Source organism: Nocardia sp. FDAARGOS_372 (assembly GCF_002554515.1).
Classification (GTDB): Bacteria; Actinomycetota; Actinomycetes; order Mycobacteriales; family Mycobacteriaceae; genus Nocardia; species Nocardia farcinica.
On sequence record NZ_PDDW01000001.1, the window covers coordinates 5,031,466 to 5,057,885 of the forward strand.

A 26,420-nucleotide genomic window follows, 5' to 3' on the forward strand; every position below is an offset into this window, starting at 1 on the left:
CATCAGGGTGGGCTCCGGCGTTAAACCGGCAGGTCAATCAGGGTTTATAGGGGCGGATGCTGGTGAAGATGCGCTTGGCGGTGTCGGGGTCGACGGCCTTGGCGACGCCGGTGTCGGCGGCGATCACCATGACGAGGCTGCCGGTGTCGGCGGGGGTGGCGAAGGTGTAGATGGAGAAGGTGGGGGCGCAGCCGGGGGCCGGGTCGCGGATGAGGCCGCGGGTTTCGGCGAAGGTGCCGTGCTGGGTGCCGTCGAGGGAGTGCAGTGGCTCGGGTGCGGTGGGGGTGGGGTCGGCGAGGTAGGCGATGCGGGCGGCGCGGGCGCCGACTTCGAGGGCGGCGGCGGTGGTGTCGGTGGTGGGGGAGCCGGTGAGGAAGGCGACGGTGCGGGTGGAGCCGGGGCAGTAGTCCTTGCCCTCGGAGGCGTATCCCTTGCCGCCGATGGTGTTGGGTGGTTTGCCGAAGCCACCGGAGCGGTCGGGGGGCGCGATGGTCCAGTCGGCGGGCACGTCGTAGGCGGCGTCGCTGTCCGGGGCGACGACGGCGCGGTAGCCGGGGACGACGGCGGGGGCGGAGATCACCGGTTGCTCGGTGGTGCGGGTGCGGGTGGACGGGGTCAGCGCGCTCACCATGCCCGTGGCGTCGTCGGCCTCGGCCGCATCGGAGCCGTCGGCCAGCACGGCGACGGCGGTGCCACCGAGCACGGCCAGGACGGCCATGCCCAGGCCGATCCAGCGGTGCCCGCCGGAGCTCGGCCGGTAGAGCTCCCGGGCCACCGCCATGTCGTCGTGGTCGCCGGGCGGTGCCGAAAGGCCCTGCGGCGGTATGGGAGTGGTCCGGGTCGCCGTGTCCCCCATGTCGCGATCGAATCCACCGTGCACCGTCGTCCCCTCCTCGACCGACGTTCGTTCTCGGCACGCGACCCTACCCACCCGGGCCGGACATTGCCTAGTCGCGGGCGTGAGTCACCCCCCGTCGCATCGGGATTCGATGCGACGGTTCACCGGACGAGGTCGGTGTCAGCCCGCGACGGAGGAGGTGGACAGCCCCTCGTTGCTCTCGGCGAGCGGCCGCTTGGGCGGCGCGGCGACGAGCGTGAGCAGGGTGGCCTCGGGACGGCAGCAGAACCGGTACGGCGCCCACGGCGACGTGCCGATGCCCGCCGAGACGTGCAGGCGGGTGTGCTCGCCCCACCGCGAAGGACCCTTCACGCGCGACTTGTCGATGCCGCAGTTGGTGACGAGGGCGCCGTAACCGGGCAGCACCAGCTGGCCGCCGTGCGTGTGGCCGGCGAGCACCAGGTCGTAGCCGTCCTCGGCGAAGCGGTCGAGCACGCGCGGCTCGGGCGAATGGGTGAGGCCGATGCTCAGCTCGGCCAACGGGTTGGGCGCACCCGCGACGGTGTCGTAGCGGTCGCGGCGCAGGTGCGGGTCGTCCACGCCCGCCGACGCGATGCGGATACCGGCCACCTCGAGGTCGCGGCGCACATGGGTCAGGTCCATCCAGCCGCGTTCGGTGAACGCCGCGCGCAGGTCCTTCCAGGGCAGCGGGGCGCCGTGGACGCGGCGATGGTCGGTCTTGAAGTACTTCAGCGGGTTCTTCGGCACCGGGGCGAAGTAGTCGTTGCTGCCGAAGACGAACAGGCCCGGCCGCGCCAGCAGTCCGCCGAGCGCCTGCACGACGGCGGGCACCGCCTTCTGGTGGGACAGATTGTCACCGGTGTTCACGACGAGGTCCGGCTCGAGCCGATCCAGCTCGCGCAGCCACTGCTGCTTGAGTTTCTGGCCGGGCATCATGTGCAGATCGCTGATGTGCAGCACGCGTAGGCTCGACGACCCGGGCGGCAGCACCGGCATGGTCGCCTCCCGCAGCACGAACGCGTTGCGCTCGATGAGCGAGGCGTAGCCGATGCCGGCCACCGCGGCCCCAGTGGCTCCCAGCGCGGTTCTGCGGACAGCGGAGGTCGAGATCACGGACATTTGCCCAGCATAGGTGAGGCGGGCGGAGAACGCTGAGTGTGTTTCCGCACACGCCTGGCGAATTCGGCCGCACCCGGTCCGACCTGGGAAATCACCGAACATACCGGGCCGCGACGGGTCGGGCGGCACAGCCGAAATGTGGTGGGGCGGCACCGGCGGACCGACTACCGTGAGGCCCATGTCGGAACTCAAAGAGCGCCTGCGTGCGGACATGACCGCCGCGATGAAAGCCAAGGACACCCTGCGCCTGGCCACCCTGCGCATGCTGCTGGCCGCGATCCAGAACGCCGAGGTCGCGGGTGCGCAGGCGCGGGAGCTGTCCGATGCCGAGGTGATCGCCGTCCTGCAGAAGGAGGCGAAGAAGCGCAACGAGTCGGCCGAGGTCTACACCCAGGCCGGGCGCGGGGAGCTGGCGGCCAACGAGCACGCCGAAGCCCGCATCATCGACGAGTACCTGCCCACCCAGCTCAGCGAGGCGGAGGTGGCCGACCTCGCCGACACCGCGATCGCCCAGGTCGCCGAGCAGCTGGGGGAGCGGCCGGGCATGCCCCAGATGGGCCAGGTCATGAAGATCGCCACCCAGCTGGCCCAGGGCAAGGCCGACGGCTCGCGGATCTCCGCGGCCGTCAAAGCCCGCCTCTAGCGCTGGCTACCGCGGCCACCACGGTGGCAGCGGGATGTTCGGCAGCGGCGGCGGCGCCGGCAGGTTCGGCGCGGGCGCCGGCGCCGCCGGACTCGGCGCCTGCCGCTGGGTGCCGTCGCTGATGTAGATGGTGATGACCGAGCCCGGAATCGCCGAGCCGTTCGGCGCCATGCTCATCACGCTGCCCTTCGGCGGCGGTCCGGAACCGTTCACGGCCGACACCTGGAAGCCCGCCGAGACCAGCGCCGTGGTCGCCTCGCTCTGCGACATCCCGACCACATCGGGCACCTGCGCGTTGTTCGCGCCGCGCACGTATTTGTCGTCCAGCGGCGGCAGCGCGGGCGGCGGGAAGTTGCCCACCACGCCCTTCACCGCGCTGAACCAGGTGCGCGCAGGCTCGTTACCACCGAACAGGTCGCCGCTGCCGCAGTTGCGCAGCGGGAACGAGCAGATCTCGCCGGGCGTCGGGCTGTCACCGTAGACGTAGACCGCGCCGGCCAGCGAGTTGGTGAAGCCGAGGAACGCCGAGGAGCGGTGGCTCTCGGTGGTGCCCGTCTTACCCGCCATCGGCAGGCCGCCCCAGCCCATCGCCTGCGCCGCGCCCGCGGCGGTGCCGGAGGTGTCGTCCTTGCTCATGGCGTTGGCCAGGGTGTTGGCCAGCCCCGGCTCGACCACCTGCTCGCAGGCCTGCTGGGTGAGCGGCACCGGCTTGCCGTAGCGGTCGATGACCTCCTTGATCGGCGAGGGCGGGCACCAGCGACCACCGGAGGCCAGCGTCGCGGCCACGTTGGACAGCTCGAGCGGGTTGATCGCGACCGGGCCCAGGGTGAACGAGCCGAGGTTCTGGTCCTTGATCATGTCGGCCAGGCTCTGGTTGCCGTGGCCGGAGGTGCCCGGCTTGGTGAACGAACGCATGCCGAGCCGGACCGCCATGTCGACGGTCGGCGTCACGCCGACGGCCTGGATGAGCTTGACGAACGCGGTGTTCGGCGAGGTGGCCAGCGCCTCGGTCACCGACATCGGCGACTTGTAGCGGCCCGCGTTCTCGACGCAGTAGGTGGCCGGCGGGCAGCCGCGCGCGCCGCCGTTGCCCATGCCCTGGGCGTCGAAGCGGGCGGGCACATCGAGCTGGGAGTTGATGCCGAGACCCTTCTCCATCGCGGCGGCGGTGGTGAAGATCTTGAAGACCGAGCCCGCGCCGTCGCCGACCATCGAGAACGGCTGCGGCTGCACCGTCTCGTTGGCGTCCTGGTTCAGGCCGTAGGTGCGGCTGCTGGCCATCGCCAGCACCGGATGCGAGTCCTGTCCCGGCGCGACGACCGACATCACCTCGGCGATGTGGTCGAGGTCCGGCTTGGCGTGGTCGTTGATCGCGCGCTTGACCGAGTCCTGCACGGCCGGGTCGAGCGTGGTCCTGATCAGGAAGCCGCCCTTGTCGATCTGCTCGCGGCTGATGCCCGCTTCGGCCAGGTACTGCAGCGCGTAGTCGCAGAAGAAGCCGCGGTCGTTGGCCGCGATGCAGCCGCGCGGCAGCCCCTTCGGCTCCGGCAGCACGCCCAGCGGCTCCTGCTTGGCCTTGCGGAACTCCTCGGCACGGCCGGGGATGTTCTGGATCATCGTGTCCAGCACGGTGTTGCGACGGTCCAGCACGCCCTGGGGATTGGTGTACGGGTTCAGCTTGGAGCTGGACTGCACCATACCGGCCAGCATGGCCGCCTGCGGCACGTTCAGGTCCGCGGCATCGATGCCGAAATAGGTCTGCGCGGCGTCCTGGATGCCGTACGAGGAGTTGCCGAACGGGACGAGGTTGAGATACCGGGTGAGGATCTCGTCCTTGGTGAGCTCCTTGTCCAGCGTCAGCGCCATGCGGATCTCGCGGATCTTGCGCGCGGGGGTGGTCTCGATGGCGGCCCGGCGCTCGGCGTCGGTCTTGGCGACCACCAGCAGCTGGAAGTTCTTCACGTACTGCTGGTCCAGCGTGGAGGCGCCCTGCTGGACCTCGCCGCTGGTGGTGTTGGTCAGGAAGGCACGCACGGTGCCCTGCCAGTCGACGCCGTCGTGTTCGGCGAAGCGGCGGTCCTCGATGGAGATGATCGCCAGCTTCATGTCGTTGGAGATGCGGTCGCTGGGCACCTCGAAGCGCCGCTGCTCGTAGAGCCAGGCGATCGGGTTGCCCGCCGCGTCCACCATCGTCGACACCGCGGGGACGGTGCCCTCGACGAGTTCGGCGGAGACGTTGTCGACGGCGTCGGCGGCGCGGTTGGAGACGAACCCGAAACCACCGGCGAGCGGGAACAGCAATCCGGCGACGAGTACCGCGGCCAGCGCGCAGCTGCCTGCGAGCTTCGCGAGGGTATGTGTGATCGGCACGTTCGACACGGTGCCAAGCCTACGGGGTGGCGCCGCGGCGTTTGCGGGTGTGTTTGTCCCGCAGTGCGAGCCACGCCAGGAAACGCTGCGATCAGCGTGTCTCCCGCGCATGTTCGGCGTGTCGCCTCGGCGAGTCGGACATCCACGCAGACCGATCGGTCTCGTGCTGGCAGGTGCATGGACGGGCGTACCAAAAAATCTCGAGACGGTCTTGCGCTCGGGCCATACCTTTACCTAGATTGAGAACCCAGTGTGATGGAGCTAACACTAAAAGTGGAATGTGGTTCAGTTCGCAGCAGGGTACGGGTAGCTGCGCACTGGCACGCGATTCTGGAGCGCCGTTGACCGGTGTTCGGACTGCAAAGGGGCACACCAAATGCATATGACAACCCCCATCGCTCGATTGGACGTGGAGCAGGCCGAAGCTCGAATCGCCTGGGTTTCCCAGGCCCGATGCAAGGAAGTGGATCCCGATCAGTTGTTCGTCCGCGGCGCGGCGCAGCGCAAGGCGGCGACGATCTGCAGGCACTGCCCGGTGTTGATGCAGTGTGGAGCCGATGCTCTCGACAATCGAGTGGAATTCGGTGTGTGGGGTGGGATGACCGAACGGCAGCGTCGCGCGCTGCTCAAGCAGCATCCGGAGGTGACCTCCTGGGCCGACTTCTTCCAGGCCCAGCGCCAGCACCAAGTGGCGATGTGAGACAGACCGGCAGGACCGACAACCAGCGAACTGAGCCCGCGATCGCGGGCTCAGTTCCATTTTCAGGGTAAGGCGTTGCGGCCCCTGTTCTTTCGGCGACCCAGGCCAATTCGCTATCGAGCGGAACCGATCACACGGGGGCGGGCGCGCCGGTGAGCTGATCGGCGACCGCGCGCAACGCCGTGAGATCGGAGACCTCGAACGGCAGCGCCGTCACGGGCGCGATCGGCACCCGCGGGTGGGCGCCGGTGAACCGCACCAGCAGATGCCGTTCCCGCTTCGCGGTCGCGACCCGTTCGGCGTGGATGCGCAGCACCGCCGCGGTCAGCGGATCGTCCTCGGCGAGCCGGTCGGCGGCGGTGAGCGCGTGATCGCCCGGCAAGCTGCTCAGCACCGGGTGGGTCCGGTTGAGCACCAGCCCGGCCAGCGGCATGCCCTCGCTGGAGAGCCGGTCCACGAAGAACGACGCCTCCCGCAGCGCGTCCGGTTCGGGCGCCGCCACCACCAGGAAGTGGGTGCCCGGCTTGGCGAGCATGGCGTAGGTGCGGTCGGCGCGGTCCTGGAAGCCGCCGAACAGCGACTCCAGCGATTGCAGGAAGTTCGAGGCGTCCTTGAGCATCTGCCCGCCCACGATCGTGGACACACCGCGCATGGCCAGGCTCATCGCGCCGGTCACGAACCGGCCGACCCCGCGACCGGGCGCCATGATCAGGCGGATCATCTTGCCGTTGAGGAAGGTGCCCAGGCGCTTGGGCGCGTCGAGGAAGTCCAGCGCGTTGCGCGAGGGCGGGGTGTCGACCACGATCAGGTCCCACTCGCGCCGGGACACCAGCTGGCCCAGCTTCTCCATCGCCATGTATTCCTGCGTGCCGCCGAAGGACGAGGCCACGGTCTGGTAGATCGGGTTGGCGAAGATCTGCTCGGCCTTGTCCCGGCTGGTGTGCTCGAGCACCATCTCGTCGAAGGTGCGGCGCATGTTGAGCATCATCGCGTGCAGCTCACCCTTGGCCTCGGGGCCGAGGATCACCCGCTGCGGCGCGTTGTCCAGCTCGGCCACCCCGAGCGACTGGGCCAGCCTGCGCGCCGGGTCGATGGTGAGCACCACGACCTTGCGGCCCAGCTCGGCGGCCCGCAGCGCGATCGCGGCCGCGGTGGTCGTCTTGCCGACGCCGCCGGAGCCACAGCACACCACGACCCGGGCGGTGGGATCGGCGATGATCCCCGAGACATCCAGCGTGTTCATCGCACTCCCTGTGCGCTCAGGTGTTCGGCCAGCTCGTACAGCGCGCCGAGATCGATGCCGTCGGTCAGGGCGGGCAGGTACAGCTGGGACACACCGACCTCGTTCAGTTCCGTCGCGCTGGTGTCCTGCGCCTGCAACCGGGTCGAGTGCTCGACGGCCTCGGTGATCAGCCCCTCGACATCGGCCTCGTCGAGACGAATGCCCGCGCGCTCGAGTCCGGCGCGGATCGCCGCGCGATCGAGGTCACCGGCCGCGGCCCGGTCGCGCACGTCGGCGGGCAGGTAACCCTCGCCCGCGCGGTTGACGATGACGGTGCCGATCCGCAGGTCGTTGGCGGTGAGCTCGGCGACCGCGTCGGCGGTCTCCTGCACCGGCAGCGCCTCCAGCAGCGTGACCAGGTGGATCATCGTCTGGTCGGAGTGCAGCAGCCGCGACACGCCCTCGGCCTGCGAGGCGATGGGCCCGCCCTTGGCGATCTCGGCCATCGCCTTGGTGACGTCGAGGAAGCTGGCGATCCGGCCGGTCGGCGGTGCGTCGACCACGACCTCGTCGTAGACCGGCTTGCCCGCCTGATCGACGCGGACCACGCACTCCTTGATCTTGCCGGTCAGGATCACGTCGCGCAGGCCGGGGGCGATGGTGGTGACGAACTCGATGGCGCCCATCCGCCGCATCGCTCGCCCCGCGAAGCCCAGGTTGTAGAACATGTCGAGGTATTCGAGGAAGGCGTGCTCGATGTCGAGCGCCAGCGCCACCACCTCGCCGCCGCCGTCGGCGGTCGCGATCCTGGTCTCGGTGGGTGGCAGCGGCGGAAGATCGAACAGCTGGGCGATGGACTGCCTGCTCTCCACCTCCACCAGCAGCACCCGCCGCCCGCCCGCGGCCAGGGCCAGCGCCAGCGCGGCGGCCACCGTGGACTTACCGGTGCCGCCCTTGCCGGAGACGTAGTGCAGGCGCGCCTGCTCCGCACGCTTCGGCCACCCCTTGTCCAGCCCCGACTCCGCCGAAACGGGCACTGCAGTTGGTACTCCCACGCTCGCGAGCCTATAACTCGCCGGGAATTCCCGCCGTAACCACAGGTGTGGTGGCGGGAATTGTGCCCGAACGCGATGCCCATACACTCACTCCATGACCACATGGGAATACGCGACCGTGCCGTTGCTCACGCACGCGACCAAGCAGATCCTCGACCAGTGGGGCGCCGACGGCTGGGAATTGGTGACGGTGCTGCCCGGCCCGACCGGCGAGCAGCACGTCGCGTACCTCAAGCGCCCGAAGCAGTAGGCGGCGGCGGTGGAATCGGCGACGCGGTGGCGGGAGAACCTGGACCGGCTCGGCGTGACGCTGCCCGCGGTGGCGGCGCCGGTGGCGGCCTACATCCCGGCCATCAGGACGGGTTCGCTGGTGTACACGTCCGGACAGCTCCCCTTCGTCGACGGTGAGTTGTCCGCGGTCGGCAAGGTCGGCGCCGAGGTGTCGCTCGAGACGGCCAAGGAGGCCGCCCGGCTCTGCGCACTCAACGCCTTGGCCGCCGTGCACGATCTCATCTCGCTCGACGAGGTGACGCGGATCGTCAAGGTGGTCGGATTCGTCGCCTCCGCACCGGGATTCACCGACCAGCCGATCGTGGTGAACGGCGCCTCGGAACTGCTGGGCGAGGTGTTCGGAGAAGCGGGCGTGCACGCGCGCTCGGCGGTGGGGGTGGCCGAACTGCCCAAGAACGCGCCCGTCGAGGTCGAACTCGTCGTCGAGGTGCGCGGCTGAGTTTTCCGTCCGGAGAAACCCGCTGGACGGCAAGGAAACCGAGGTGAGAGCGATGACGCTGACCCATCCCGCATACGGCCGGGTACGTCAGGTGACGCCGACTGCGGCGGTGCTGCTGGCGGACAACCCGGGCCAGATGACGCTGGACGGCACCAACACCTGGCTGTTGCGGGCGCCCGGCGCCACCGAATACGTGGTGGTCGACCCGGGGCCCAAGGACAAGAAGCACACCGAGGCGATTCTCGCCGCGACCGACGGCCGCATCGCGCTCACGCTCATCACCCACCATCACCACGACCACACCGGCGGCATCGACCGGCTGGTGAAGCTCACCGGCGCGCCGGTGACCGCGGCCGACCCCGGCTACCTGCACGGCTGGGACACCCCGCTGGCCGACGACGCCGTGCTGGAGGCGGCCGGTCTGCGCATCCGGACGCTGGCCACGCCCGGCCACACCTCGGACTCGGTGAGTTTCGTGCTCGACGACGCGGTGATCACCGGCGACACGATCCTCGGCAGCGGCACCACCGTGCTGGAATCGCGCAGCGGTGCGCTGGCCGACTACCTCGATTCGCTGGATCGGCTGCTGGCCGAGGGGTCGGGCAAGGCACTGCTGCCCGCGCACGGACCCGACCACGCCGACCTCGCGCCGGTCGCCCAGTACTACGTGAAGCACCGGCACGAACGTCTGGATCAGGTGCGTGCCGCTCTGCGGGAGCTGGGCGCGGACGCGGGTGCGATGGCGGTGGTCCGCAAGGTGTACGCCGATGTGGACAAGCGGCTGTGGCCGGCGGCGCGCAGTTCGGTGCAGGCTCAGCTGGACTATCTGCGCAGCCGGGGCTGACACGCACGACGGCCCGGCGGATCCGAGTGGAGCGCGCGGATCCGCCGGGCCGTACGGTGCTCGATGCTCAGCGAGCGCGGCGGGCGAGCCGCTCGGAGTCCGAGATCAGCACGCTCTTGCCTTCCAGGCGCAGCCAGCCGCGGTGCGCGAAGTCGGCGAGCGCCTTGTTGACGGTCTCGCGGGACGCGCCGACCAGCTGCGCGATCTCCTCCTGGGTCAGGTCGTGGGTGACCCGCAGGGCACCCGCTTCCTGGGTGCCGAAGCGCTGCGCGAGCTGCAGCAGTGCCTTGGCCACGCGGCCGGGCACGTCGGTGAAGATCAGGTCGGCGAGGTTGTTGTTGGTGCGGCGCAGGCGGCGCGCGAGGACCCGCAGCAACTGTTCGGCGATCTCGGGCCGCTGGTCGATCCAGGACTTGAGGGCGTCGCGGTCCATGGTGACGGCGCGGACCTCGGTGACCGTGGTGGCGGTCGAGGTACGCGGCCCGGGGTCGAAGATCGACAGCTCGCCGAACATGTCCGACGGGCCCATGATGGTCAGCAGGTTCTCCCGGCCGTCCGGGGAACGACGGCCGATCTTCACCTTGCCCGAGGTGATGATGTACAGCCGGTCGCCGGGCTCACCCTCGTTGAAGATGACATGGCCGCGTGGGAAGTCCACCGGCTGCAGTTGTTTGGCGAGCGCCGCCACCGCGGTGGGCTCTACGCCTTGGAAGATGCCTGCTCTGGCGAGGGCCTCGTCCACGAATGTGCTCCTTATGGGAAATGGCTCTGTCCTGGACCGAAGCGAATCGGCCAAAAGCGCAGTCTACGCGGCACTGCGCCGGGGTAGTGACAGACACCACGTTACAAGTGGAATCCGTGTCGAGGGGGACGAGGGGCGGGACCGGGCGTGGGCGCGGCCCCGCGGCGGGGTCAGCTGGCGCGGGCGACGTCGAGTTCGCCGCCGCGCGCGCGGCGCTTGCGCATCTTGGCCGCGGCCGCCGGTAGGCCGAGTTCGGTGAGCTCGTTCACCTCGGCGTTGCTGGCCTTGTCGAGGTAGTGCTGAACCTCGGGGTCCGGTTCGAGAAGTTTGCGGAGCCGATTCTCGAGCCGCTCCATACCCAGGGCGAAGATCATCAACACCACTGGGAAGAGCACCACAGCGAGTCCTTGCATATCGAGGAGTAAACACGGTGAAGGTCTCGGATGGAACACGCGGTCCGGCTGGCCGGGCGAGCTGTCACCCCGATTCCGTATGGTGAACGGGTGCGTGTGTCCCCGTCGTCCGCCGTCGAGAGCGGGTCGTCCAGTGCCGGTGCGGGGTCGGCCGCACCGTCGGCCGGCGCTGCCGAATCCGCGGAGCCGAAGCGGAAAACCCGGTCCCGACAAGCGGAAACGAAGCTCGGGCTGGTGCGCAGGGCCCGTCGGATGAATCGCACGCTGGCCCGCGCGTTCCCGGATGCGCACTGTGAGCTGGACTTCACCACGCCGCTCGAATTGGCGGTGGCCACAATCCTTTCCGCGCAATGCACCGACGAGCGCGTGAACATGACCACACCGGCGCTGTTCGCCCGATATCCCGACGCGCGTGCCTACGCCGAGGCGAATCGAACCGAACTCGAGGAATACATCAGGCCGACCGGTTTCTATCGAAACAAGACGAGCTCGCTCATCGGGCTCGGCCAGGCACTGGTGGAGAAGTACGACGGTGAAGTACCTCACACCCTCGAAGAATTGGTGCAATTGCCGGGAATCGGGCGCAAAACCGCCAACGTGATCCTCGGCAATGCCTTCGACGTGCCCGGCATCACCGTCGACACCCATTTCGGCCGCCTGGTGCGCCGCTGGGGTTGGACCACCGAGGAGGACCCGGTCAAGGTCGAGCACGCCGTCGGTGAGCTCATCGAGCGCAAGGACTGGACGATGCTCTCGCACCGGGTGATCTTCCACGGTCGCCGGGTCTGCCACTCCCGCAAACCCGCGTGCGGTGCGTGCGTGCTGGCCAAGGACTGCCCCTCGTTCGGGCTCGGCCCGGTCGAGCCGGAGGCGGCCGCGAAGCTGGTCAAGGGGCCCGAGCGCGAGCACCTGCTGGGGATGGTCGGCCTGTGAGTCGGGTGCCGGTCTGGGTTCGGCTGGCGTTGGCCGGGCTGATCACCGTGGTCGCGCTCGCGGTCGCGCTGTGGCCGCGCGACGCCGGCGAGCCCGCGACGGGCAGCGGCGCACCGACCGGCGGTGCCGTCTCCGCGCAGCTGCGTGCCGATGCCGCGCTCGCGCCGTGTCCCGGCCCCGCGCCGGGCGCGGTGGGTGCGGGGCCGCTGGCGGGGCTGACACCGACCTGCCTGGCCGATGGCGCGCCGGTCGACCTGGCGGCCGCGCTCGCGGGCAAACCCGGCCTGCTCAACCTCTGGGCCTACTGGTGCGGTCCGTGCGCGGAGGAACTGCCGCATCTGCGCGAGTACGCGAGCCGGGTGGGCGACCGGGTCACCGTGCTCACCGTGCACAGCGATCCCGAGGAGGCCAAGGCGTTGTCCCGGCTGACCGGCCTGGACGTGCACCTGCCGGGCGTGCTCGACCCCGACGCCCGCGTCCGCGCCGCGGTCGGTGCGCCCGCGGTGCTGCCGATCTCGGTGCTGGTGCGGCCGGACGGCTCCGTCGCCGAGGTCGTGGTGCGCACGTTCACCGGCGTCGACGACATCGCCGCGACCGTGCAGCGGGCGCTCGGGGTGCCGATGTGAACGCGGCGGAGACCGGTTCGTGAGAAGGTCGAGACGACAAGACATCTCGCAGCGTCTGTTGCGGGCGGACAGAACGGTTGTGGAGGTGATGGTGCGCGCGTTCAGCGGGGCCGACGATCCGGCGGCGAGACGACACCGCGGCGGTGGCGTCGCACCCGTGCGTTTGCGCAGGCCGGGAGCGGTGGCATGACCCTGGAGATCCCGGCCGACACGCCCGCGTGGCTGCGCCGTGCCGTCGAGCCCGGTGCCCTCGACCCCGTCGACTCGCTGTCCAAGGCCCGTGCGGTACGCAGGCTGATGACGCTCACCGCCGAACCGCGCCAGGCCGCCGTGCTCGTGCTGTTCGGCGGCTCACCCGAGCCCGACCCGGGCGCGCCGGGCGGTTTGCCCGCCGACGCCGACGTGCTGCTCACCCAGCGCGCGGCCACCATGCGCCAGCACCGCGGGCAGGTCGCCTTCCCCGGTGGCGCGACCGATCCCGGGGACCGCGATCCCGTCGACACGGCGCTGCGGGAGGCGACCGAGGAAACCGGCCTGCTGCGCGCCGGCGTGCAGCCGGTGGCCACGCTTCCGAAGCTGTTCGTGCCGCCGTCGCGCTTCGACGTCACACCGGTCGTGGCGTACTGGCGCGAGCCCAGCGAGGTGCGGGTGGTCGACCCGGCCGAGACCGAGCGGGTGGTGCGGGTGCCGATGGCCGAGCTGCTCGACCCCGCCAACCGGTTCCTGGTCCGCAGCTCCTTCGGCTACCAGAGCCCGGCCTTCCAGGTCGACGGCATGCTCGTCTGGGGCCTGACCGGCGGCATTCTCGCCGGGCTGATCAGCGGCGCGGGCTGGGAGATCGAGTGGGATCGCACCGACGTGCGTGACCTGGAGGAAGCACTGGCTGCGGTGGGGATGTCGCTATGAGTTCGTCGGTTTGGCTCGACGTCGTCGTGGTGGTGCTGGCGCTGGCCGCCGCCGCCTCCGGCTGGCGGCAGGGTGCGGTCGCCTCGGCGCTGGCCTTCCTCGGCGTGGTGCTCGGCGCCGTCGCGGGCATCCTCATCGCGCCGCACATCCTCGTCCACGTCGACGAGGGACGTACCCGGGTGCTCACCGGGGTGTTGCTGATCGTGGTGCTGGTGATCGTCGGTGAGGTGGCGGGCATGGTGCTGGGGCGCGCGGCCCGCAGCGGCATGCGGCATCCGTTCACCCGCAGCGTCGACAGCATCGTGGGCGCGGCGCTGCAAGCGGTGGCGGTGCTGGTCATCGCCTGGCTGCTGGCGCTGCCGTTGGCCACCTCCTCACAGCCGGCCATCGCCTCGGCGATCAACGGCTCCCGCGTGCTGGCCGACGTCAACGAGGTCGCCCCGAACTGGCTGCGCAAGGTACCCAACGAGTTCTCCCGGCTGCTGAACACCTCCGGGCTGCCGGATGTGATCGGACCGTTCGGCCGGGCGCCGATCGCGGCCGTCGAGCCGCCGGACCCGAGCGTGCTGGCCAGTCCCGTCGCCGCCTCGTTGCAGCAGAGCGTGCTGCGCATCCGCGGTGTGGCGCCCAGCTGCCAGCGCGCGCTGGAGGGCTCCGGCTTCGTCATCGCGCCGGAACGGGTGATGACCAACGCGCACGTGGTGGCGGGCACGACCAGCGTCTCGGTGGACACCGCGCGCGGCCCGCTGGAGGCGAGCGTGGTGCTGTTCGATCCGTCCAAGGACATCGCGGTCCTCGCGGTGCCCGGCCTCACCGCACCGGTGATCCCACAGGCATCCGCGGCGGCGCGTTCGGGCGACAGCGCGATCGTGCTCGGCTACCCCGGCGGCGGCCCGTACACCGCCAGCGCGGCGCGCGTGCGGGAGACGCTGGATCTGACCGGTCCGACGATCTACCGCAACGGCACCGTCGAACGCGAGGTGTACACGGTGCGCGGCCTGGTGCGCGCGGGTAACTCGGGCGGTCCGCTGGTCGACACCCAGGGCCAGGTGCTCGGCGTGGTGTTCGGCGCGGCCGTCACCGACGACGACACCGGCTACGTGCTGACACTGTCGGAGGTGCGCACCGAGCTGGAGGCCGCGCCCGGGGCGACGCTGCCGGTCGACACCGGGGGCTGCGTGCTGAGCTGAGGCTCAGGCCAGGAACTTGGCGAGTTCGGTGGTCACCACGTCCGGGTTCTCCTGGTGGGCGAAATGTCCCGCCTCGGGCACGGTGACCAGCCGCCGGTGTGGCGCCCACCGATGGCCGCGATGGAAGGTGGGCCGCAGCAGGTAGTTGTCGTGTTCGCCGCGCAGCGACAGCACCGGGATGTCGATCGGATCCCGCATCGTCGCCATGAAACGGCGACCGTCGGGCCGCCACTGGCTGCGGAAGGCCCAGCGCTGGTACTCCAGCGCGCAATGTGCCGCGCCGGGGATGCGGATCGCGGTGCGCATGCGGCGGGCGGTGTCGACGAACTCGCTCGTCCCCGCCCACTGCGCGCCGACCCGTCGGCGCAGCATCCGTTCCACCTCGAAGCCGTCGGCGGTGGTGAGCCGGTGCTCGGGTAGCCGCGGCAGCTGGCAGCGCAGGAACGCGGGCAGCCAGGCCCGCCGCTGCCGGGCGTCGGTCAGCACCGCGGCCTTGAGCGCGGCCGGGTGCGGTGAACTCACCAGCGCGATCGCCCGGACCAGCCGGGGATGCAGCACGGCCGTCGCCCAGCACACCAGCCCGCCCTCGGCGTGCCCGACCAGCACCGCCTCGGTGTGGCCGAGCGCCCGGATCAACCCGGCGACGTCCCCGGCCAGCGTCCAGCCGTCGTAGCCGCGTGGCGGCTTGTCGGAATCGCCGTAGCCGCGCAGATCCACCGCGACGGCGCGATAGCCGAGGTCGGCCAGGCCGGTCAACTGGTGCCGCCAGGACCACCAGAAGTCGGCGAACCCGTGCAACAGCACCACCAGCGGCGCGTCCGTGCGCTCCGGCGCCGCTTCGACCACATGGAAGCGGATGCCGTTGGCGTGAACGTCCCGATGCGTCCACGGACCGTCGTAGCGGACGGTGGACGGATCGGGCGGGGTCGGCGACACGCTGCTAGTTCGTGCGCTTTTCCAGCACGAGGTGATCCTCGTGCGCCGCCTGGCCGAAACCGCTCGGCAGCACCGTGCGGGCCTGCTTGAGCGAATCGATGGTCTTCTCCGGGGCGCGCAGCTTCTTCACCCGGCGATAACCGAGGAAGCCGAGCACCGCCGTTGCCGCGATCATGAGCAGGAAGACGATGAGGAAGGCCGCCCAGCGCGCCAGCCACACGTCCAGCAGCTCACCGAGGAAGAAGAAAAAGAAGAACGTGCTGAACAGCAGCACGGTCAGCGCGAGGATGAAGAAGACGCTGCCCTGCAGGCCCTTCTTGATCTCACCGGTGACCTCGGCCTTGGCGAGCTCGACTTCGGCGCGCACCAGGGTCGACATCTGTTCGGCGGCGTCGCGCACCAGCGCGCCGAAGCTGGCGGAGCCGGGCGGATTGGCATCCGTCAACGGAATCGAGCTCACCGTGCTCCCGCTGCGCGCGTCGTTCCCGTTACCGCCCTGGGTGAAACTCACTTGGTCGACCCTTCTCCCTGTCCCGGCACTTTGCTAACGGAGGCTACCGCCTTCCGACGGGTCGCTCGCGTCGCCCTCGTCCGGTTGTAGCTCGAGGGCGTCTTGTCTGGCCTGATGGACACGCCCACGCCGCAACAGTAGCGCCGAACCGGCCAGCGAGGCCGCCAAGGAGGTGATCAGGACTGCGGCCTTGGCCAATTCGACGGTGTCGCCGTCGGGCAAGGCCAGCTCCGCGACGAGCAGGCTGACGGTGAAACCGATGGCGCCGAGCACCGAGAGGGCGAACATGTCACGGTAGCCGAGCCCGGACGGGCGCGTGGCGAGCCCGAATCGGATTGCCACCCAGCTGATCCCGAAGATGCCGATGGTCTTGCCGAGCAGCAGGCCGAGCATCACGGCCAGGGCGAGCCGATCGGTGAACAGTTCCCCGAACACCGTCGCGTTCAGCGGAACACCCGCGGCGAACAGCGCGAACAGCGGCACGCAGATACCTGCCGACACCGGCTGGATCAGGTGCTCGAGTCGGGCCGCGGGCGCCCATTCCTCGTCCGGGTCGGGGCGCACCCGGGTGAGCAGGCCGAGCGCGACACCCGCCAGGGTCGGATGCACGCCCGCCTCGTGCAGCGCGTACCAGGTCACCAGGGCCAGCGGCACGTACACCAGCGGGGTGCGCAGGCGGCGGCGCTGGGCCAGCCACCAGCCGGCCATGCAGGCCGCGGCCGCGAGCAACCACAGCAGCGAGACCCCCACGGTGAACAGCACGGCGATGAGGATGATCGCGAGCAGATCGTCCACCACGGCCAGGCTCAGCAGGAACACCCGGGCGGTGGCGGGGATGCGGGAGCCGGTCAGCGCCAGCACACCGAGCGCGAAGGCGATGTCGGTGGCCACCGGGATCGCCCAGCCCTTGTCCATACCGGGTGCGCCGTGGCCGATCACCGCGGCGATCAGCGCGGGGGTCACGACACCGCCGACGGCGGCGATGATGGGCAACGCGGCACGCTTGGGATCGGCCAGCTCACCGACGACGAGTTCGCGTTTGAGCTCCAGCCCGGCGACGAAGAAGAAGACCGCGAGCAGGCCGTCCTTGGTCCAGTCCGCCAGCGTCAGCTCCAGGTGCAACGGCTCGATCGCCAGCACGGTCTCGGTCATCCGCAGATAGCTGTCGCCCCACGGCGAGTTCACCCACAGCAACGCGATGGCGGCCGCCACCAGGAGGATGGCGCCACCGACGGTCTCGGTGCGCAGGTAGCGGGTGAGTTCGGAGCGAACGCGGGTGATCACGGGTACCTCTCGGCCGGTCGGACAGGAATCCGCGGCCGCCGCCGCACCCCCTGCGGGGACGCAGCCGCCGACCACACGCCGACCAGGCTTCCCGGCACACCGGTAGCAAGTCTAACGAACACGGCCGGCGAACTCGTCGCCGGCCGTGGTTCCCCGAGGGTGCGGTTATGCCTTCTCGGCGCGGATCGCTTCGAAGACGGTGGGGTCGACGAGGGTGCTGGTGTCGCCGAGGGGGCGGCCTTCGGCGATGTCGCGGAGGAGTCGGCGCATGATTTTGCCGCTGCGGGTTTTGGGGAGTTCGGGGACGATGTGGATGTCGCGGGGGCGGGCGATGGGGCTGATTTCTTGGGCGACTTGGGTTTTGAGGTCGGTGATGAGTTGGTCGGGGGTGGTGTGGGGGTTGGTGGTGGTGTTGGTGATGACGAAGGCGACGATGCCTTGGCCGGTGGTGGGGTCGGTGGCGCCGACGACGGCGGCTTCGGCGACGGCGGGGTGGGCGACGAGGGCGGATTCGACTTCGGCGGTGGAGATGCGGTGGCCGGAGACGTTCATGACGTCGTCGACGCGGCCGAGGACCCAGAGGGCGCCGTCGGTGTCGATTTTGGCGCCGTCGCCGGCGAAGTACCAGCCGTGGGTGTGGTAGCGGTTCCAGTAGGTGTCGCGGTAGCGGTCGGGGTCGCCCCAGATGCCGCGGAGCATGGCGGGCCAGGGTTGGTCGAGGACGAGGTAGCCGTTGGCTTCGGTTTCGCCGGGGACCACGGGGTTGGCGTCGTCGTCGACGACTTGGGCGCTGATGCCGGGTAGGGGGGTCATGGCGGCGCCGGGTTTGGTGTGGGTGATGCCGGGGAGGGGGGAGATCATGATGGCGCCGGTTTCGGTTTGCCACCAGGTGTCGACGATGGGGGTGGTGTCGCGGCCGATGACGTGGCGGTACCAGCGCCAGGCTTCGGGGTTGATGGGTTCGCCGACCGAGCCGAGTAGGCGCAGGCTGGTCAGGTTGTGGGCGTCGGGGATGTGGCGGCCCCATTTCATGAAGGTGCGGATGAGGGTGGGGGCGGTGTAGTAGATGGTGACGCCGTATTTTCGATGATGTGGAAGTGGCGGTGTTCGTCGGGGTGTTGGGGGTGCCTTCGTAGAGGATTGGGTGGCGCGGTTGGCCAGGGGCCGTAGACGATGTAGGAGTGGCCGGTGACCCAGCCGATGTCGGCGGTGCACCAGTAGATGTCGTGGCCGGGTTTGTGGTCGAAGACGTAGTGGTGGGTGTAGGCGGCTTGGGTGAGGTAGCCGCCGCTGGTGTGCAGGATGCCTTTGGGTTTTCCGGTGGTGCCGGAGGTGTAGAGGATGAACAGGGGGTGTTCGGCGGGTAGGGGTTGGGCGGTGTGTTGGGTGGGGGCGTGGGCGATGGTGTCGTGCCACCACAGGTCGCGGCCGGGGGTGAGGGGGATGTCGAGGTTGCAGCGGTTGACGATCAGGACGTGTTCGACGGTGTGGCCGGGTTCGGTGAGGGCTTCGTCGACGGCGGTTTTGAGGGGGGTGGGGGTGCCGCGGCGGTATTGGCCGTCGCTGGTGATGATCAGGCGGGCGGCGGCGTCGTCGACGCGTTGGCGCAGGGCGGCGGGGGAGAAGCCGGCGAAGACGACCGAGTGGGGCAGGCCCAGGCGGGCGCAGGCGAGCATGGCGATGATGGCTTCGGGGATCATCGGCAGGTAGATCGCGACGCGGTCGCCGGTGTTCAGGCCCAGTTCGGTGAGGTAGTTGGCGGTTTTGGAGACCTCGGTGAGCAGTTGGGCGTAGGTCAGGGTGCGGGTGTCGCCGGGTTCGCCTTCCCACAGGATGGCCGGTTGGTCGCCGTGGCCGTCGAGGACGTGGCGGTCCAGGCAGTTGTAGGCGACGTTGAGTCGGCCGTCGGCGAACCAGCGCGCCACCGGCGCCTGGGACCAGTCCAGCACCTCGGTGAAGGGGGTGTGCCAGTACAAGCGGCGGGCCTGCTCGGCCCAGAACCCCAACCGATCAGCCTGCGCCCGCTCATACAACGACCCATCAGCATTGGCCCCGGCAACAAACTCCGGCGACGGCGGGTACGACTCTCGATGATCAGCGGTGGTTTCGGTCATCACTACTCTTTCCTCGCGGCAGCACGGGCTCATCCCGAGATTAATCAACTGTGATCCACGCCGCGCCCGTCTCCTCCCACTGATTCGGTCACCTGTCGGCACGTCGGAACGGGCCGCGCCAGTAGCCTCGTACCCCGTGAGCGATCCGTTGCAGCCCCTCGTCGACCTGCCCGGTGTGCGCGACGCCGCCGACCGTGCCCGCGATGCGCTGGCGGCTGTGCACCGGCACCGGGCGAATCTCCGCGGCTGGCCGACGACGGCCGCGGAGGCGGCGGTGCGCGCGGCGCGGTCCTCGGCGGCCATCGAGGGAGGCAGCACCGAGATCCCCGCCGACGGCCGTGTCGCCGACCCGATCCTGGCCGGGTCCCTGCGCGTCGGCCAGGCACTCGACGGCGACGCGCTCCGCAATTTGACCGCCGTGTGGCAGCGCGCGCCGCTGCAGGCGCTGGCCCGGCTGCACCTGCTCGCCGCCGCCGACCTGGTCGAGGACGAGCAGTCGCTGGGCCGCCCGCGCACCGATCCGGGCGTCGCGCAACGCCTCGATCTGCTCGTACAGACCCTGCAGGCCACCCACGCGCCCGCGCCGGTGATCGCCGCCGTGGTGCACGGCGAACTGCTCGCCCTGCGACCGTTCGGCAGCGGTGACGGCATCGTCGCGCGCGCCGCCTCGCGGCTGGCGACGGTGGCCAGCGGCCTGGACCCGCACAGCCTCGGTGTGCCGGAGGTCTTCTGGCTGCGCCGGCGACAGGCCTACCTGGACGCCGCGGCCGCGTTCGCCACGGGGGATCCGAGTGGGGTCGGCGGCTGGGTGATCCTGTGCTGCGGCGCTCTCGAGGACGGCGCGCGGGAGGCCACGTCCATCGCCGACGCCGCGGCGAGCTAGTGGACACATCGAAGCGGGCGGCGCTGCCGTCCTTCGACGACTTCACCGCCCGCTAGCACGGAGTACCCGGTTACCAAGCGTGCTGAGGTGGGTTGTGTTCCATGGCCTCGGCGATCATCCGAACTCCGCCGGTTCATCCCCGCAACCTGTACGAGGCTCTCGCCGTCGGCAGCTCGAACTACGCAGGCCCACAACGCTTCTGCCATCCAAGCGGCGCGCTCCGCGTGGGTACCTGGCCTCCGTGCTGGGAAAGGTGGTCGGGAGACGTGACCTTCTCTTCCGGTTCCGCCTTGGCCTTCCGCCTTTCCGTAGCTACCTTTCTACCACTGTGAGGCAGCTCACTCAAGGGCTTGAAAAGTTCACCGGCGGGGTCTTGTCGCCCCGGCGCGAGCGCGGATTCCGCAGGTCAGAGCCCTGAAACGATCAGCGCCGTTTCCGCAGCAACCGATAGCTGATCGCGCCCGCCAGCACCGCGCTGAGACCGACCGCCGCGGTCGCCGCGACGGTGGTGGAGGAGGGGGACTGGAAGCGCGACCACAGTGAGACCGGGTTGGAGAACGCCAGCACCGGCCAGCCCCGCGCGAGCGCTTCCCGCCGCAGCGCGCGGTCCGGATTGACCGCGGTGGGGTGCCCGACCGCGCCGAGCATCGGCAGGTCGGTGATCGAATCGGAGTAGGCGTAGCACCGCGCGAGGTCGTAACCCTCGCTCGCGGCGAGCTTTTCGATCGCGGTGACCTTGCCCTCGCCGTAGCAGTAGAACTCCACCTCGCCGGTGTACTTGCCGTCCTCGACGACCAGGCGGGTCGCCGCGGTGTGCGCCACACCGAGTGCCGCGGCGATCGGCGCGACGATCTCCTCGCCCGAGGCGGACACGATCACCACGTCGTGGCCGCGGATCTTGTGATCGGCGATCAGATCGGCCGCCTCGGCGTAGATCAGCGGATCGACCAGCTCGTGAAGGGTCTCGGCGACAATCGATTTCACCTGTTCGACGTCCCACCCGGCGACCATCTTGGTCAGGTGTTCCCGCATCCGCTCCATCTGGTCGTGGTCGGCGCCGGAGAGCAGGTACAGGAAGTGCGCGTAGCTGCTTTCCAGGACGGTGCGGCGGTTGAGCAGCCCCTGCGCGTAGAACGGCTTGCTGAACACGTAGGTGCTCGATTTGGCGATCACCGTCTTGTCGAGATCGAAGAACGCGGCGACGCGCGCACCACCGGTCGTGCGATTCGCGGTGTGCGCGCCGGGTGCCCCTCGGCCGCTGTCCGCGGGCTGGTCGTCCTCGGTCGTCACCCGTTCAGGATAGGCACGCCGGGGTCGCGGCGGGCGCGCGGACGGGGGCCGCGCCGTGTTTGCTCGCGAGAAGCCGGAGGGGTCCGGGCGGGGCCGAAGTTCTTCGGCGTCGCACTTGCGTCGGCGGCGGGGAATGGGTGTAGTATTGCTGGCACCTGGACATGTTCCAGGCGTGTTCAGCCCGACCCCCCGGGGCTGAACCCCGACGGCCCCAGCCTCCTCCCCCCCCGGCTGGGGCCGTCCTCTATTTCCGGCCGGTGATATTTCCGGCTCCGCGAGGTTCTCCACAGGCCCTGGGTTATCCACATTCGGCATCTCGGTCCTGTCGGGGTCGCGCCGGTTCCACGACGCTGAGCGGCATGGACATCGACCTCGCCGACCTCCCGCCCGTGCGCCCCGCACTCGCGCTGATCCGTGACGTTCGGCTGCGCGAGGAGGTGCGCCGGGTCGCCGCCGCGGCCGAACGCGAGCTCGTCGAGGCCGAGCCGCCGGTCGGCAGGCACAGCTGGGCCGGTGCGCCCCTGGTGATCCTCGACACAGCCAGTGCGCTGGAGTGCGCGGCGGCCGACCATCAGCGACGGATGGGCGTCGTCCTCGTCACCGAGGGCGAGCCGGGACTGGCCGCGTGGCAGGCCGCCGCGGCGGTCGGCGCCGAGCGGGTCATCGCCCTGCCGGGCGCCGCCGTCGGTCTTATCGAGAAGTTTGCTGAACACGGTGAACCACGCGCGGGCGGCGGTGTCGTCGTCGCGGTGGTCGGTGCGTGCGGTGGCGCGGGTGCGTCGGTGCTGGCCGGCGTCACGGCCTTGCGCGCGGCGGCCGTCGGCTTCCGCCGACACACGCTGCTGGTCGACGGCGCACCCCTCGGCGGTGGTCTGGACCTGCTGCTCGGCCTCGAGTCGGCCCCCGGCCTGCGCTGGTCCGATCTCGTCGTCGAAGACGGCAGGGTCGCCGCGGGCGCGCTGCACGAGGCACTGCCCACCGCGGGTTCGGGGCTGGTGGTGTTGTCCTGCGGGCGCGCAGGTGCCGGTCGATTGCCGGGGCGCATCGGTCCCGCCGCCGCGCACGCGGTCCTCGAAGCAGGCCGTGCCGCAGGCGATCTCGTCATCTGCGACGTCTCCGGTGAGCGCGGTCCCGCGGCCGAGCAGATGCTCGACTCGGCCGATCTGGTGGTGCTCGTCGTCCCGGCGCGACTGCGGGCCGCGGCGGCGGCCGAAGCCGTCAGCGCCTATGTCGGCACCCGTAATCCCAACCAAGGGTTGATCGTTCGCGGACCGGCGCCGGGCGGACTGCACGGGCAGGAGATCGCCGAGATTCTCGATCTACCACTGCTGGCCGCTGTGCGCGCCCAACCCGACCTGCCCGGCCGCCTGGAACGTGGCGGTCTCCGCCTGCCGCGGCGCGGTCCCCTGGTCACGGCCGCCGATGCCGTGCTCGCCGTGCTCGACGCACCGGCGGGGACGGCGCGATGAGTGCGCTGGTCACCGCCGAGCTGCTCGAGCGGGTACGGCAACGGCTCGCCGGACAGTCCGGCGAGCCCGACCCGGCGCAGCTGGCCGCGGCGATCCGGGCCGAGGCGGGCGGCGTCCTCGGCGACACCGACCTGTTGCGGGCGCTGCGGCTGTTGCAGACCGAGCTGACCGGTGCCGGGCTGCTCGAACCGCTGCTGCACGACCCCCGCGTCGCCGACGTGCTGGTCACGGCACCGGATGCGGTGTGGGTCGACCGTGGCCGCGGGCTCGAGAAGACAGCGATCACGTTTCCCGACGAAGCCGCCGTGCGCAGGCTCGCACAGCGGCTGGCGCTCTCGGCGGGCCGGCGGCTCGACGACGCGCAGCCGTGGGTGGACGGCAAGCTCGCCGGTCCCGGGTCGACCCTGGGCGAGTCGTTCGGCGTCCGCCTGCACGCGGTGCTCGCGCCGATCGCGCACGACGGCACCTGCCTGTCGCTGCGGGTACTGCGGCCCGCCACCCAGGGGCTGGACGCGCTGGCCGCCTCCGGCGCCGTTCCGGCATCCGCGAAAGCGCTGCTGGAGAAGATCGTTCGCGCCCGGCTCGCCTTTCTGGTGGTCGGTGGGACCGGGGCGGGCAAGACGACGCTTTAGTTGTGACACACTTAAACGCATGACCACCAAGAAGGACTCCGGCACTCTCCGCATAGCGGTCTACCTGCGGTTTTCGCAGGACCGGACCGGCGAAGGGCTGGGCATGGCGCGGCACGAACCGCGCTGCCGGGAGCTCGCACAGAAGATCGCTGCCCAGAACGGGGCGGCAGCGCAGATCACGGTGTACCGCGACAACGACATCTCGGCCAGCCGGTACAGCCGGAAGAAGCGCAAGGCGTATATCGAGATGTGCGAGCGGATCGAGCGCGGCGACATAGACGTGGTGGTTGCGTATCACCACGACCGGTTGCTCAGGGACAAGGGCCGGGAGATGGAGCCGTTCATCGACCTCATCGAACGGAACGGGGTGGATGTCCAGTTCGTCACGGCGGGGCGGTGGGACCTGTCAACGGCGGCCGGGCGATTCCAGGCCCGGATAGCGGGATCGGTCGCCGCGTATGAGAGCGAACTCAAGTCAGAGAGGATCAAATTGCAGCGCATCCAACAGGCGATGGCGGGCAAGTTCCACGGCGGCATTCGCCCCTACGGGTTCGAGCCCGACGGCGTGACCGTCCGAGCCGATGAGGCGCGCGAGATCGCGCGCATGTACGAACAAGTCGTCGCCGGTGTCACGCTGCGCCAGATCGTGCGCGACCTCAACACGCGGGGTGTGCCGACGGCGACCCAGCGCGGCCCGTGGACCAGCCAGGCGGTGCGCGACATCATCCGGCGGCCCCGCAACGCCGGATGGTCGGTCCACAACGGTGAGGTTGTCGGCAAGGCCGAATGGGCCGCGCTGGTCAGCGAAGACACCTGGCAGGCCGCGGTGGCGGTCGTCTCCGACCCTGCGCGGCGCACCAGCCCCGGCAACACGCCGAAGTGGTTGGGGTCCGGTCTCTACCTGTGCGGGGTGTGCGACCGGCCCGAGCTGCGAGTGTCGGCCGCCAGCAGCAACCGGAACAAGGTCTACCGGTGCCGGTCGCGGGAGCTGACCGGCGTCGCGCACGTCAACAGGGACGCGGCCCGGCTCGACGCGCTGGTCGAAGAGACCATTGTGAGCAGGCTGGAGCAGCCCGATGCGCTCGCGCAGCTCGCCGCGGGGTTCGGGACCACCGGCGTCGATGTCGCGGCGCTGCGGCTGGAGCAGGCCGCGCTACGGCAGCGGCTCGACGCGCTGGCGACGATGTTCGCGGCGGGGGAGATCGACGCCCGCCAGCTCGCGACGGCGAGCACGTCGCTCAAGGCCAAGATCACCGCGATGGACGGCGAGCTGGCGGAGGCCGGTAGGCGCTCGCCCCTGGCCGAGCTGGCGGGGAGCGATATCCGGGCGCGGTGGTTCGGGACGCAGCCCGACCGCAGCGACGGCCTGAGTCTGGGCACGCGCCGCGCGATCGTGGACCTGCTGTTGACGGTGCGGGTGCTGCCCGCGCCGAAGGGGCGGCGGGCCAACGGCGTCTATTTCGATCCGTCGTCCATCGAGATGACGTGGAAGGTGTGACCTGAGAGTTCGCTCCCGCTGGCTACGCTCGACCCCGGCGGCAACTCCGCGGGGTGCTCGGGAGGGCGCGCGCCGCAACGGCCCCCATCGTCTCCGAGCCGAGGACTCGTTCACGGACTCCTTTCGGCACCGCGAGACGGTGGGGGTCGTTGCATGTCCAGGCCGGGTGCGGTGCGCACTCGTAGATTCGGTCTCAGCATCCCGCGCAGCGCTCTAGGAGCCCACCATGACCACACCCGTCAACGTCCTGCCCCCCGTCGAGTTCGAGACGCCCCCGCTCATCGCGGCCGGTTTCGGCCTGCTGACCGTGGCGACGGTCATCGAGCAGTTCGGCCCGGTCCGCGTACTCGGCGGCCTGTCGCTGCGGTCGGTGAACTGCGACGTCGCCGGTGTCGGCCTCTACTCGGCCGAGCTGTGCTCCGAGGACGCGCCGCAGGTCAAGGCCCCCGCCGACCGCCCCGCGCCCACGGTGTTCGATCCGTACGTCCCGTGGGCGGCGGCTGAGTGCCGCCCCGATGAGCCCGAGTCCGACACGCTCGCGCGCGCGATCCGTCACCGCGGGCTGCACGAGCCGTTGCTGATCGAATCGGCGTTCGCGGACCGCCTGCTTGCCGACGCCGGGACGCCGACCGTCGTGCCGGACCTGGTGTCCGCCATCGGAGTGCTCGAAGAGACCCTGGGCGAGTTCGGGTACAACGGCGCGATCCACGCCGCGCGCCGCTGGCTCGCGCCGTTGGTGGCGAGCCACCTGACCACGGCGACCGGCCCGGTGCTGCGCAGCCCGGCAGGCCATCGGATCGCGGTGGGCGGTGGCTACTCCGACCTGGGCAACACCCTGATCGCAACCGGGCCCGTCTTCGTCTGGCGGCACCAGCCGGACTCGACGGTGGTCACCACGGGCAACCACGTCGAGCCCGAGCTGGGCAACACGCGCTACGCCCTGAGCGAGCGCGTCATGCTCGTGGCCTACGAATGCCCGATCGCGGCCGTACAGATCGACGCGACGCCGTAGCCATCGCGGAATCCGTTGTATTCCAGCGGATTCCGTGCATTACCCCGTCACGTGACGGTACGGGCCTACCTGCTGCGACCGTCCCGGACCCTCACGTCCACGTCGATCTCCATGTCCTCGGACAACAGCGTCAACGCCTCGACGCCGAGCTGTTCGGCGAGCCGTTCCACAGCCCGCAGGCTCAGGTTGCGCTGTCCGCGTTCGAGTGAACCCTGGTAGGTCCGGTGGTGGCCCAGGACATCGGCGAACGCCTCTTGGCTGTACCCGCGCGCGATCCGAATCGCGCGCACGTTGCGCCCGAGCGTCCGTTGCAAGTGGCCCTCCATGATGCCGCTCAGGGTGCCCAGACGAGACCGAAAGGTCTACAGCCTCGCCGGTCTCCAGACCGATAAGTAACAGAATCCGTGCAATATCGTGTCCTTGGACGCAGACTGATAGG

At 70.2% G+C, this 26,420-nt stretch carries 25 protein-coding genes and 2 pseudogenes; 14 read left to right on the top strand and 13 right to left on the bottom strand.

Annotated elements, in window-relative coordinates; genetic code table 11:
• Positions 1 to 37: 37 nt before the first annotated feature.
• Positions 38 to 856 (bottom strand): hypothetical protein, encoded by an 819-nt coding sequence (locus CRM89_RS32060; protein ID WP_076573695.1) that lies wholly within the window; start codon positions 854 to 856, stop codon positions 38 to 40.
• Positions 857 to 1,018: 162 nt separating this feature from the next.
• Positions 1,019 to 1,978, bottom strand: a complete 960-nt coding sequence (locus tag CRM89_RS23600; RefSeq protein ID WP_060593777.1) for a metallophosphoesterase — start codon at positions 1,976 to 1,978, stop codon at positions 1,019 to 1,021.
• Positions 1,979 to 2,156: 178 nt separating this feature from the next.
• On the opposite strand from CRM89_RS23600, the gene CRM89_RS23605 reads away from it, so the two are divergent.
• Entirely contained in the window at positions 2,157 to 2,621 is a 465-nt protein-coding gene (locus CRM89_RS23605; RefSeq protein ID WP_098086277.1) for a GatB/YqeY domain-containing protein, read from the top strand.
• A gap of 6 nt (positions 2,622 to 2,627) precedes the next feature.
• Here the strand turns inward: CRM89_RS23605 and CRM89_RS23610 are convergent, their stop codons facing one another.
• Positions 2,628 to 4,991 (bottom strand): penicillin-binding protein, encoded by a 2,364-nt coding sequence (locus tag CRM89_RS23610; protein ID WP_041559769.1) that lies wholly within the window; start codon positions 4,989 to 4,991, stop codon positions 2,628 to 2,630.
• Positions 4,992 to 5,367: 376 nt separating this feature from the next.
• Here CRM89_RS23610 and CRM89_RS23615 point away from each other — a divergent pair, with 376 nt between their 5' ends.
• Entirely contained in the window at positions 5,368 to 5,691 is a 324-nt protein-coding gene (locus CRM89_RS23615; protein ID WP_011206869.1) for a WhiB family transcriptional regulator, read from the top strand.
• Positions 5,692 to 5,821: 130 nt separating this feature from the next.
• Here the strand turns inward: CRM89_RS23615 and CRM89_RS23620 are convergent, their stop codons facing one another.
• Positions 5,822 to 6,934 (bottom strand): ArsA family ATPase, encoded by a 1,113-nt coding sequence (locus CRM89_RS23620; RefSeq protein ID WP_060593775.1) that lies wholly within the window; start codon positions 6,932 to 6,934, stop codon positions 5,822 to 5,824.
• Positions 6,931 to 7,950 carry an ArsA-related P-loop ATPase gene (locus CRM89_RS23625; RefSeq protein ID WP_098086280.1) on the bottom strand — a complete coding sequence of 340 codons (1,020 nt, stop codon included), beginning with the start codon at positions 7,948 to 7,950 and terminating at the stop codon, positions 6,931 to 6,933. The genes CRM89_RS23620 and CRM89_RS23625 overlap by 4 nt, the downstream gene beginning before the upstream one ends.
• 112 nt (positions 7,951 to 8,062) lie before the next feature.
• On the opposite strand from CRM89_RS23625, the gene CRM89_RS23630 reads away from it, so the two are divergent.
• From CRM89_RS23630 to CRM89_RS23640, 3 genes are read left to right on the top strand one after another with little or no spacing between them, the layout of a single operon-like run.
• Positions 8,063 to 8,218 (top strand): DUF4177 domain-containing protein, encoded by a 156-nt coding sequence (locus CRM89_RS23630; RefSeq protein WP_011206872.1) that lies wholly within the window; start codon positions 8,063 to 8,065, stop codon positions 8,216 to 8,218.
• A 9-nt stretch (positions 8,219 to 8,227) separates the two neighbouring features.
• Positions 8,228 to 8,698 carry a RidA family protein gene (locus CRM89_RS23635; protein ID WP_011206873.1) on the top strand — a complete coding sequence of 157 codons (471 nt, stop codon included), beginning with the start codon at positions 8,228 to 8,230 and terminating at the stop codon, positions 8,696 to 8,698.
• A gap of 52 nt (positions 8,699 to 8,750) precedes the next feature.
• Positions 8,751 to 9,542: an MBL fold metallo-hydrolase gene (locus CRM89_RS23640; RefSeq protein ID WP_041559770.1), complete on the top strand. Its 792-nt coding sequence runs from the start codon at positions 8,751 to 8,753 to the stop codon at positions 9,540 to 9,542.
• Between the two features lie 67 nt (positions 9,543 to 9,609).
• On the opposite strand, the gene CRM89_RS23645 is transcribed toward CRM89_RS23640, so the two are convergent.
• Positions 9,610 to 10,284 carry a Crp/Fnr family transcriptional regulator gene (locus CRM89_RS23645; RefSeq protein WP_011206875.1) on the bottom strand — a complete coding sequence of 225 codons (675 nt, stop codon included), beginning with the start codon at positions 10,282 to 10,284 and terminating at the stop codon, positions 9,610 to 9,612.
• A 170-nt stretch (positions 10,285 to 10,454) separates the two neighbouring features.
• A complete protein-coding gene (locus CRM89_RS23650; protein WP_098086283.1) occupies positions 10,455 to 10,682 on the bottom strand; it encodes a hypothetical protein in 228 nt (75 codons plus the stop codon).
• A 105-nt stretch (positions 10,683 to 10,787) separates the two neighbouring features.
• Between CRM89_RS23650 and nth the strand changes: the two genes are divergently transcribed.
• From nth to CRM89_RS23670, 4 genes are all read left to right on the top strand, one after another.
• Positions 10,788 to 11,630: an endonuclease III gene (gene nth / locus CRM89_RS23655; RefSeq protein WP_170916140.1), complete on the top strand. Its 843-nt coding sequence runs from the start codon at positions 10,788 to 10,790 to the stop codon at positions 11,628 to 11,630.
• Positions 11,627 to 12,256: a TlpA disulfide reductase family protein gene (locus tag CRM89_RS23660; protein WP_098086285.1), complete on the top strand. Its 630-nt coding sequence runs from the start codon at positions 11,627 to 11,629 to the stop codon at positions 12,254 to 12,256. The genes nth and CRM89_RS23660 overlap by 4 nt, the downstream gene beginning before the upstream one ends.
• A gap of 186 nt (positions 12,257 to 12,442) precedes the next feature.
• Entirely contained in the window at positions 12,443 to 13,162 is a 720-nt protein-coding gene (locus CRM89_RS23665) for a CoA pyrophosphatase (protein WP_011206879.1), read from the top strand.
• The gene (locus CRM89_RS23670) at positions 13,159 to 14,352 is read left to right on the top strand and encodes a MarP family serine protease (protein WP_011206880.1); all 1,194 of its coding nucleotides are present in this window, start codon (positions 13,159 to 13,161) and stop codon (positions 14,350 to 14,352) included. The genes CRM89_RS23665 and CRM89_RS23670 overlap by 4 nt, the downstream gene beginning before the upstream one ends.
• Positions 14,353 to 14,355: 3 nt before the next feature.
• Here CRM89_RS23670 and CRM89_RS23675 read toward each other — a convergent pair whose 3' ends face one another.
• The 4 genes and pseudogenes from CRM89_RS23675 to acs all read right to left on the bottom strand — a co-directional run bounded on the left by CRM89_RS23675 (position 14,356) and on the right by acs (position 19,197).
• Entirely contained in the window at positions 14,356 to 15,288 is a 933-nt protein-coding gene (locus CRM89_RS23675; protein WP_011206881.1) for an alpha/beta fold hydrolase, read from the bottom strand.
• Positions 15,289 to 15,292: 4 nt separating this feature from the next.
• The gene (locus tag CRM89_RS23680) at positions 15,293 to 15,799 is read right to left on the bottom strand and encodes a phage holin family protein (RefSeq protein ID WP_011206882.1); all 507 of its coding nucleotides are present in this window, start codon (positions 15,797 to 15,799) and stop codon (positions 15,293 to 15,295) included.
• 33 nt (positions 15,800 to 15,832) lie between these two features.
• Complete coding sequence (nhaA, locus tag CRM89_RS23685; RefSeq protein ID WP_011206883.1) at positions 15,833 to 17,083, bottom strand: Na+/H+ antiporter NhaA; 1,251 nt, start codon at positions 17,081 to 17,083, stop codon at positions 15,833 to 15,835.
• A 165-nt stretch (positions 17,084 to 17,248) separates the two neighbouring features.
• A pseudogene (gene acs, locus CRM89_RS23690) lies at positions 17,249 to 19,197 on the bottom strand (acetate--CoA ligase).
• A 136-nt stretch (positions 19,198 to 19,333) separates the two neighbouring features.
• On the opposite strand from acs, the gene CRM89_RS23695 reads away from it, so the two are divergent.
• Positions 19,334 to 20,080 (top strand): hypothetical protein, encoded by a 747-nt coding sequence (locus CRM89_RS23695; protein ID WP_060593771.1) that lies wholly within the window; start codon positions 19,334 to 19,336, stop codon positions 20,078 to 20,080.
• Between the two features lie 423 nt (positions 20,081 to 20,503).
• Here CRM89_RS23695 and CRM89_RS23700 read toward each other — a convergent pair whose 3' ends face one another.
• Positions 20,504 to 21,370, bottom strand: a complete 867-nt coding sequence (locus tag CRM89_RS23700; RefSeq protein WP_011206886.1) for an HAD family phosphatase — start codon at positions 21,368 to 21,370, stop codon at positions 20,504 to 20,506.
• A gap of 359 nt (positions 21,371 to 21,729) precedes the next feature.
• On the opposite strand from CRM89_RS23700, the gene ssd reads away from it, so the two are divergent.
• The 4 genes and pseudogenes from ssd to CRM89_RS23720 all read left to right on the top strand — a co-directional run bounded on the left by ssd (position 21,730) and on the right by CRM89_RS23720 (position 25,981).
• Positions 21,730 to 22,839, top strand: coding sequence for a septum site-determining protein Ssd (ssd, locus tag CRM89_RS23705; protein WP_098086288.1), 1,110 nt, complete (start codon positions 21,730 to 21,732; stop codon positions 22,837 to 22,839).
• Positions 22,836 to 23,468 (top strand): annotated as a pseudogene (locus CRM89_RS23710) (ATPase, T2SS/T4P/T4SS family); the annotation flags it as partial. The gene ssd and the pseudogene CRM89_RS23710, both read left to right, overlap by 4 nt.
• A 22-nt stretch (positions 23,469 to 23,490) precedes the next feature.
• Positions 23,491 to 24,969, top strand: coding sequence for a recombinase family protein (locus CRM89_RS23715; RefSeq protein WP_098086294.1), 1,479 nt, complete (start codon positions 23,491 to 23,493; stop codon positions 24,967 to 24,969).
• Positions 24,970 to 25,195: 226 nt separating this feature from the next.
• A complete protein-coding gene (locus CRM89_RS23720) occupies positions 25,196 to 25,981 on the top strand; it encodes a hypothetical protein (protein WP_098086297.1) in 786 nt (261 codons plus the stop codon).
• Between the two features lie 65 nt (positions 25,982 to 26,046).
• On the opposite strand, the gene CRM89_RS23725 is transcribed toward CRM89_RS23720, so the two are convergent.
• Positions 26,047 to 26,295, bottom strand: a complete 249-nt coding sequence (locus CRM89_RS23725) for a helix-turn-helix domain-containing protein (protein ID WP_371392016.1) — start codon at positions 26,293 to 26,295, stop codon at positions 26,047 to 26,049.
• Positions 26,296 to 26,420: the final 125 nt, after the last annotated feature.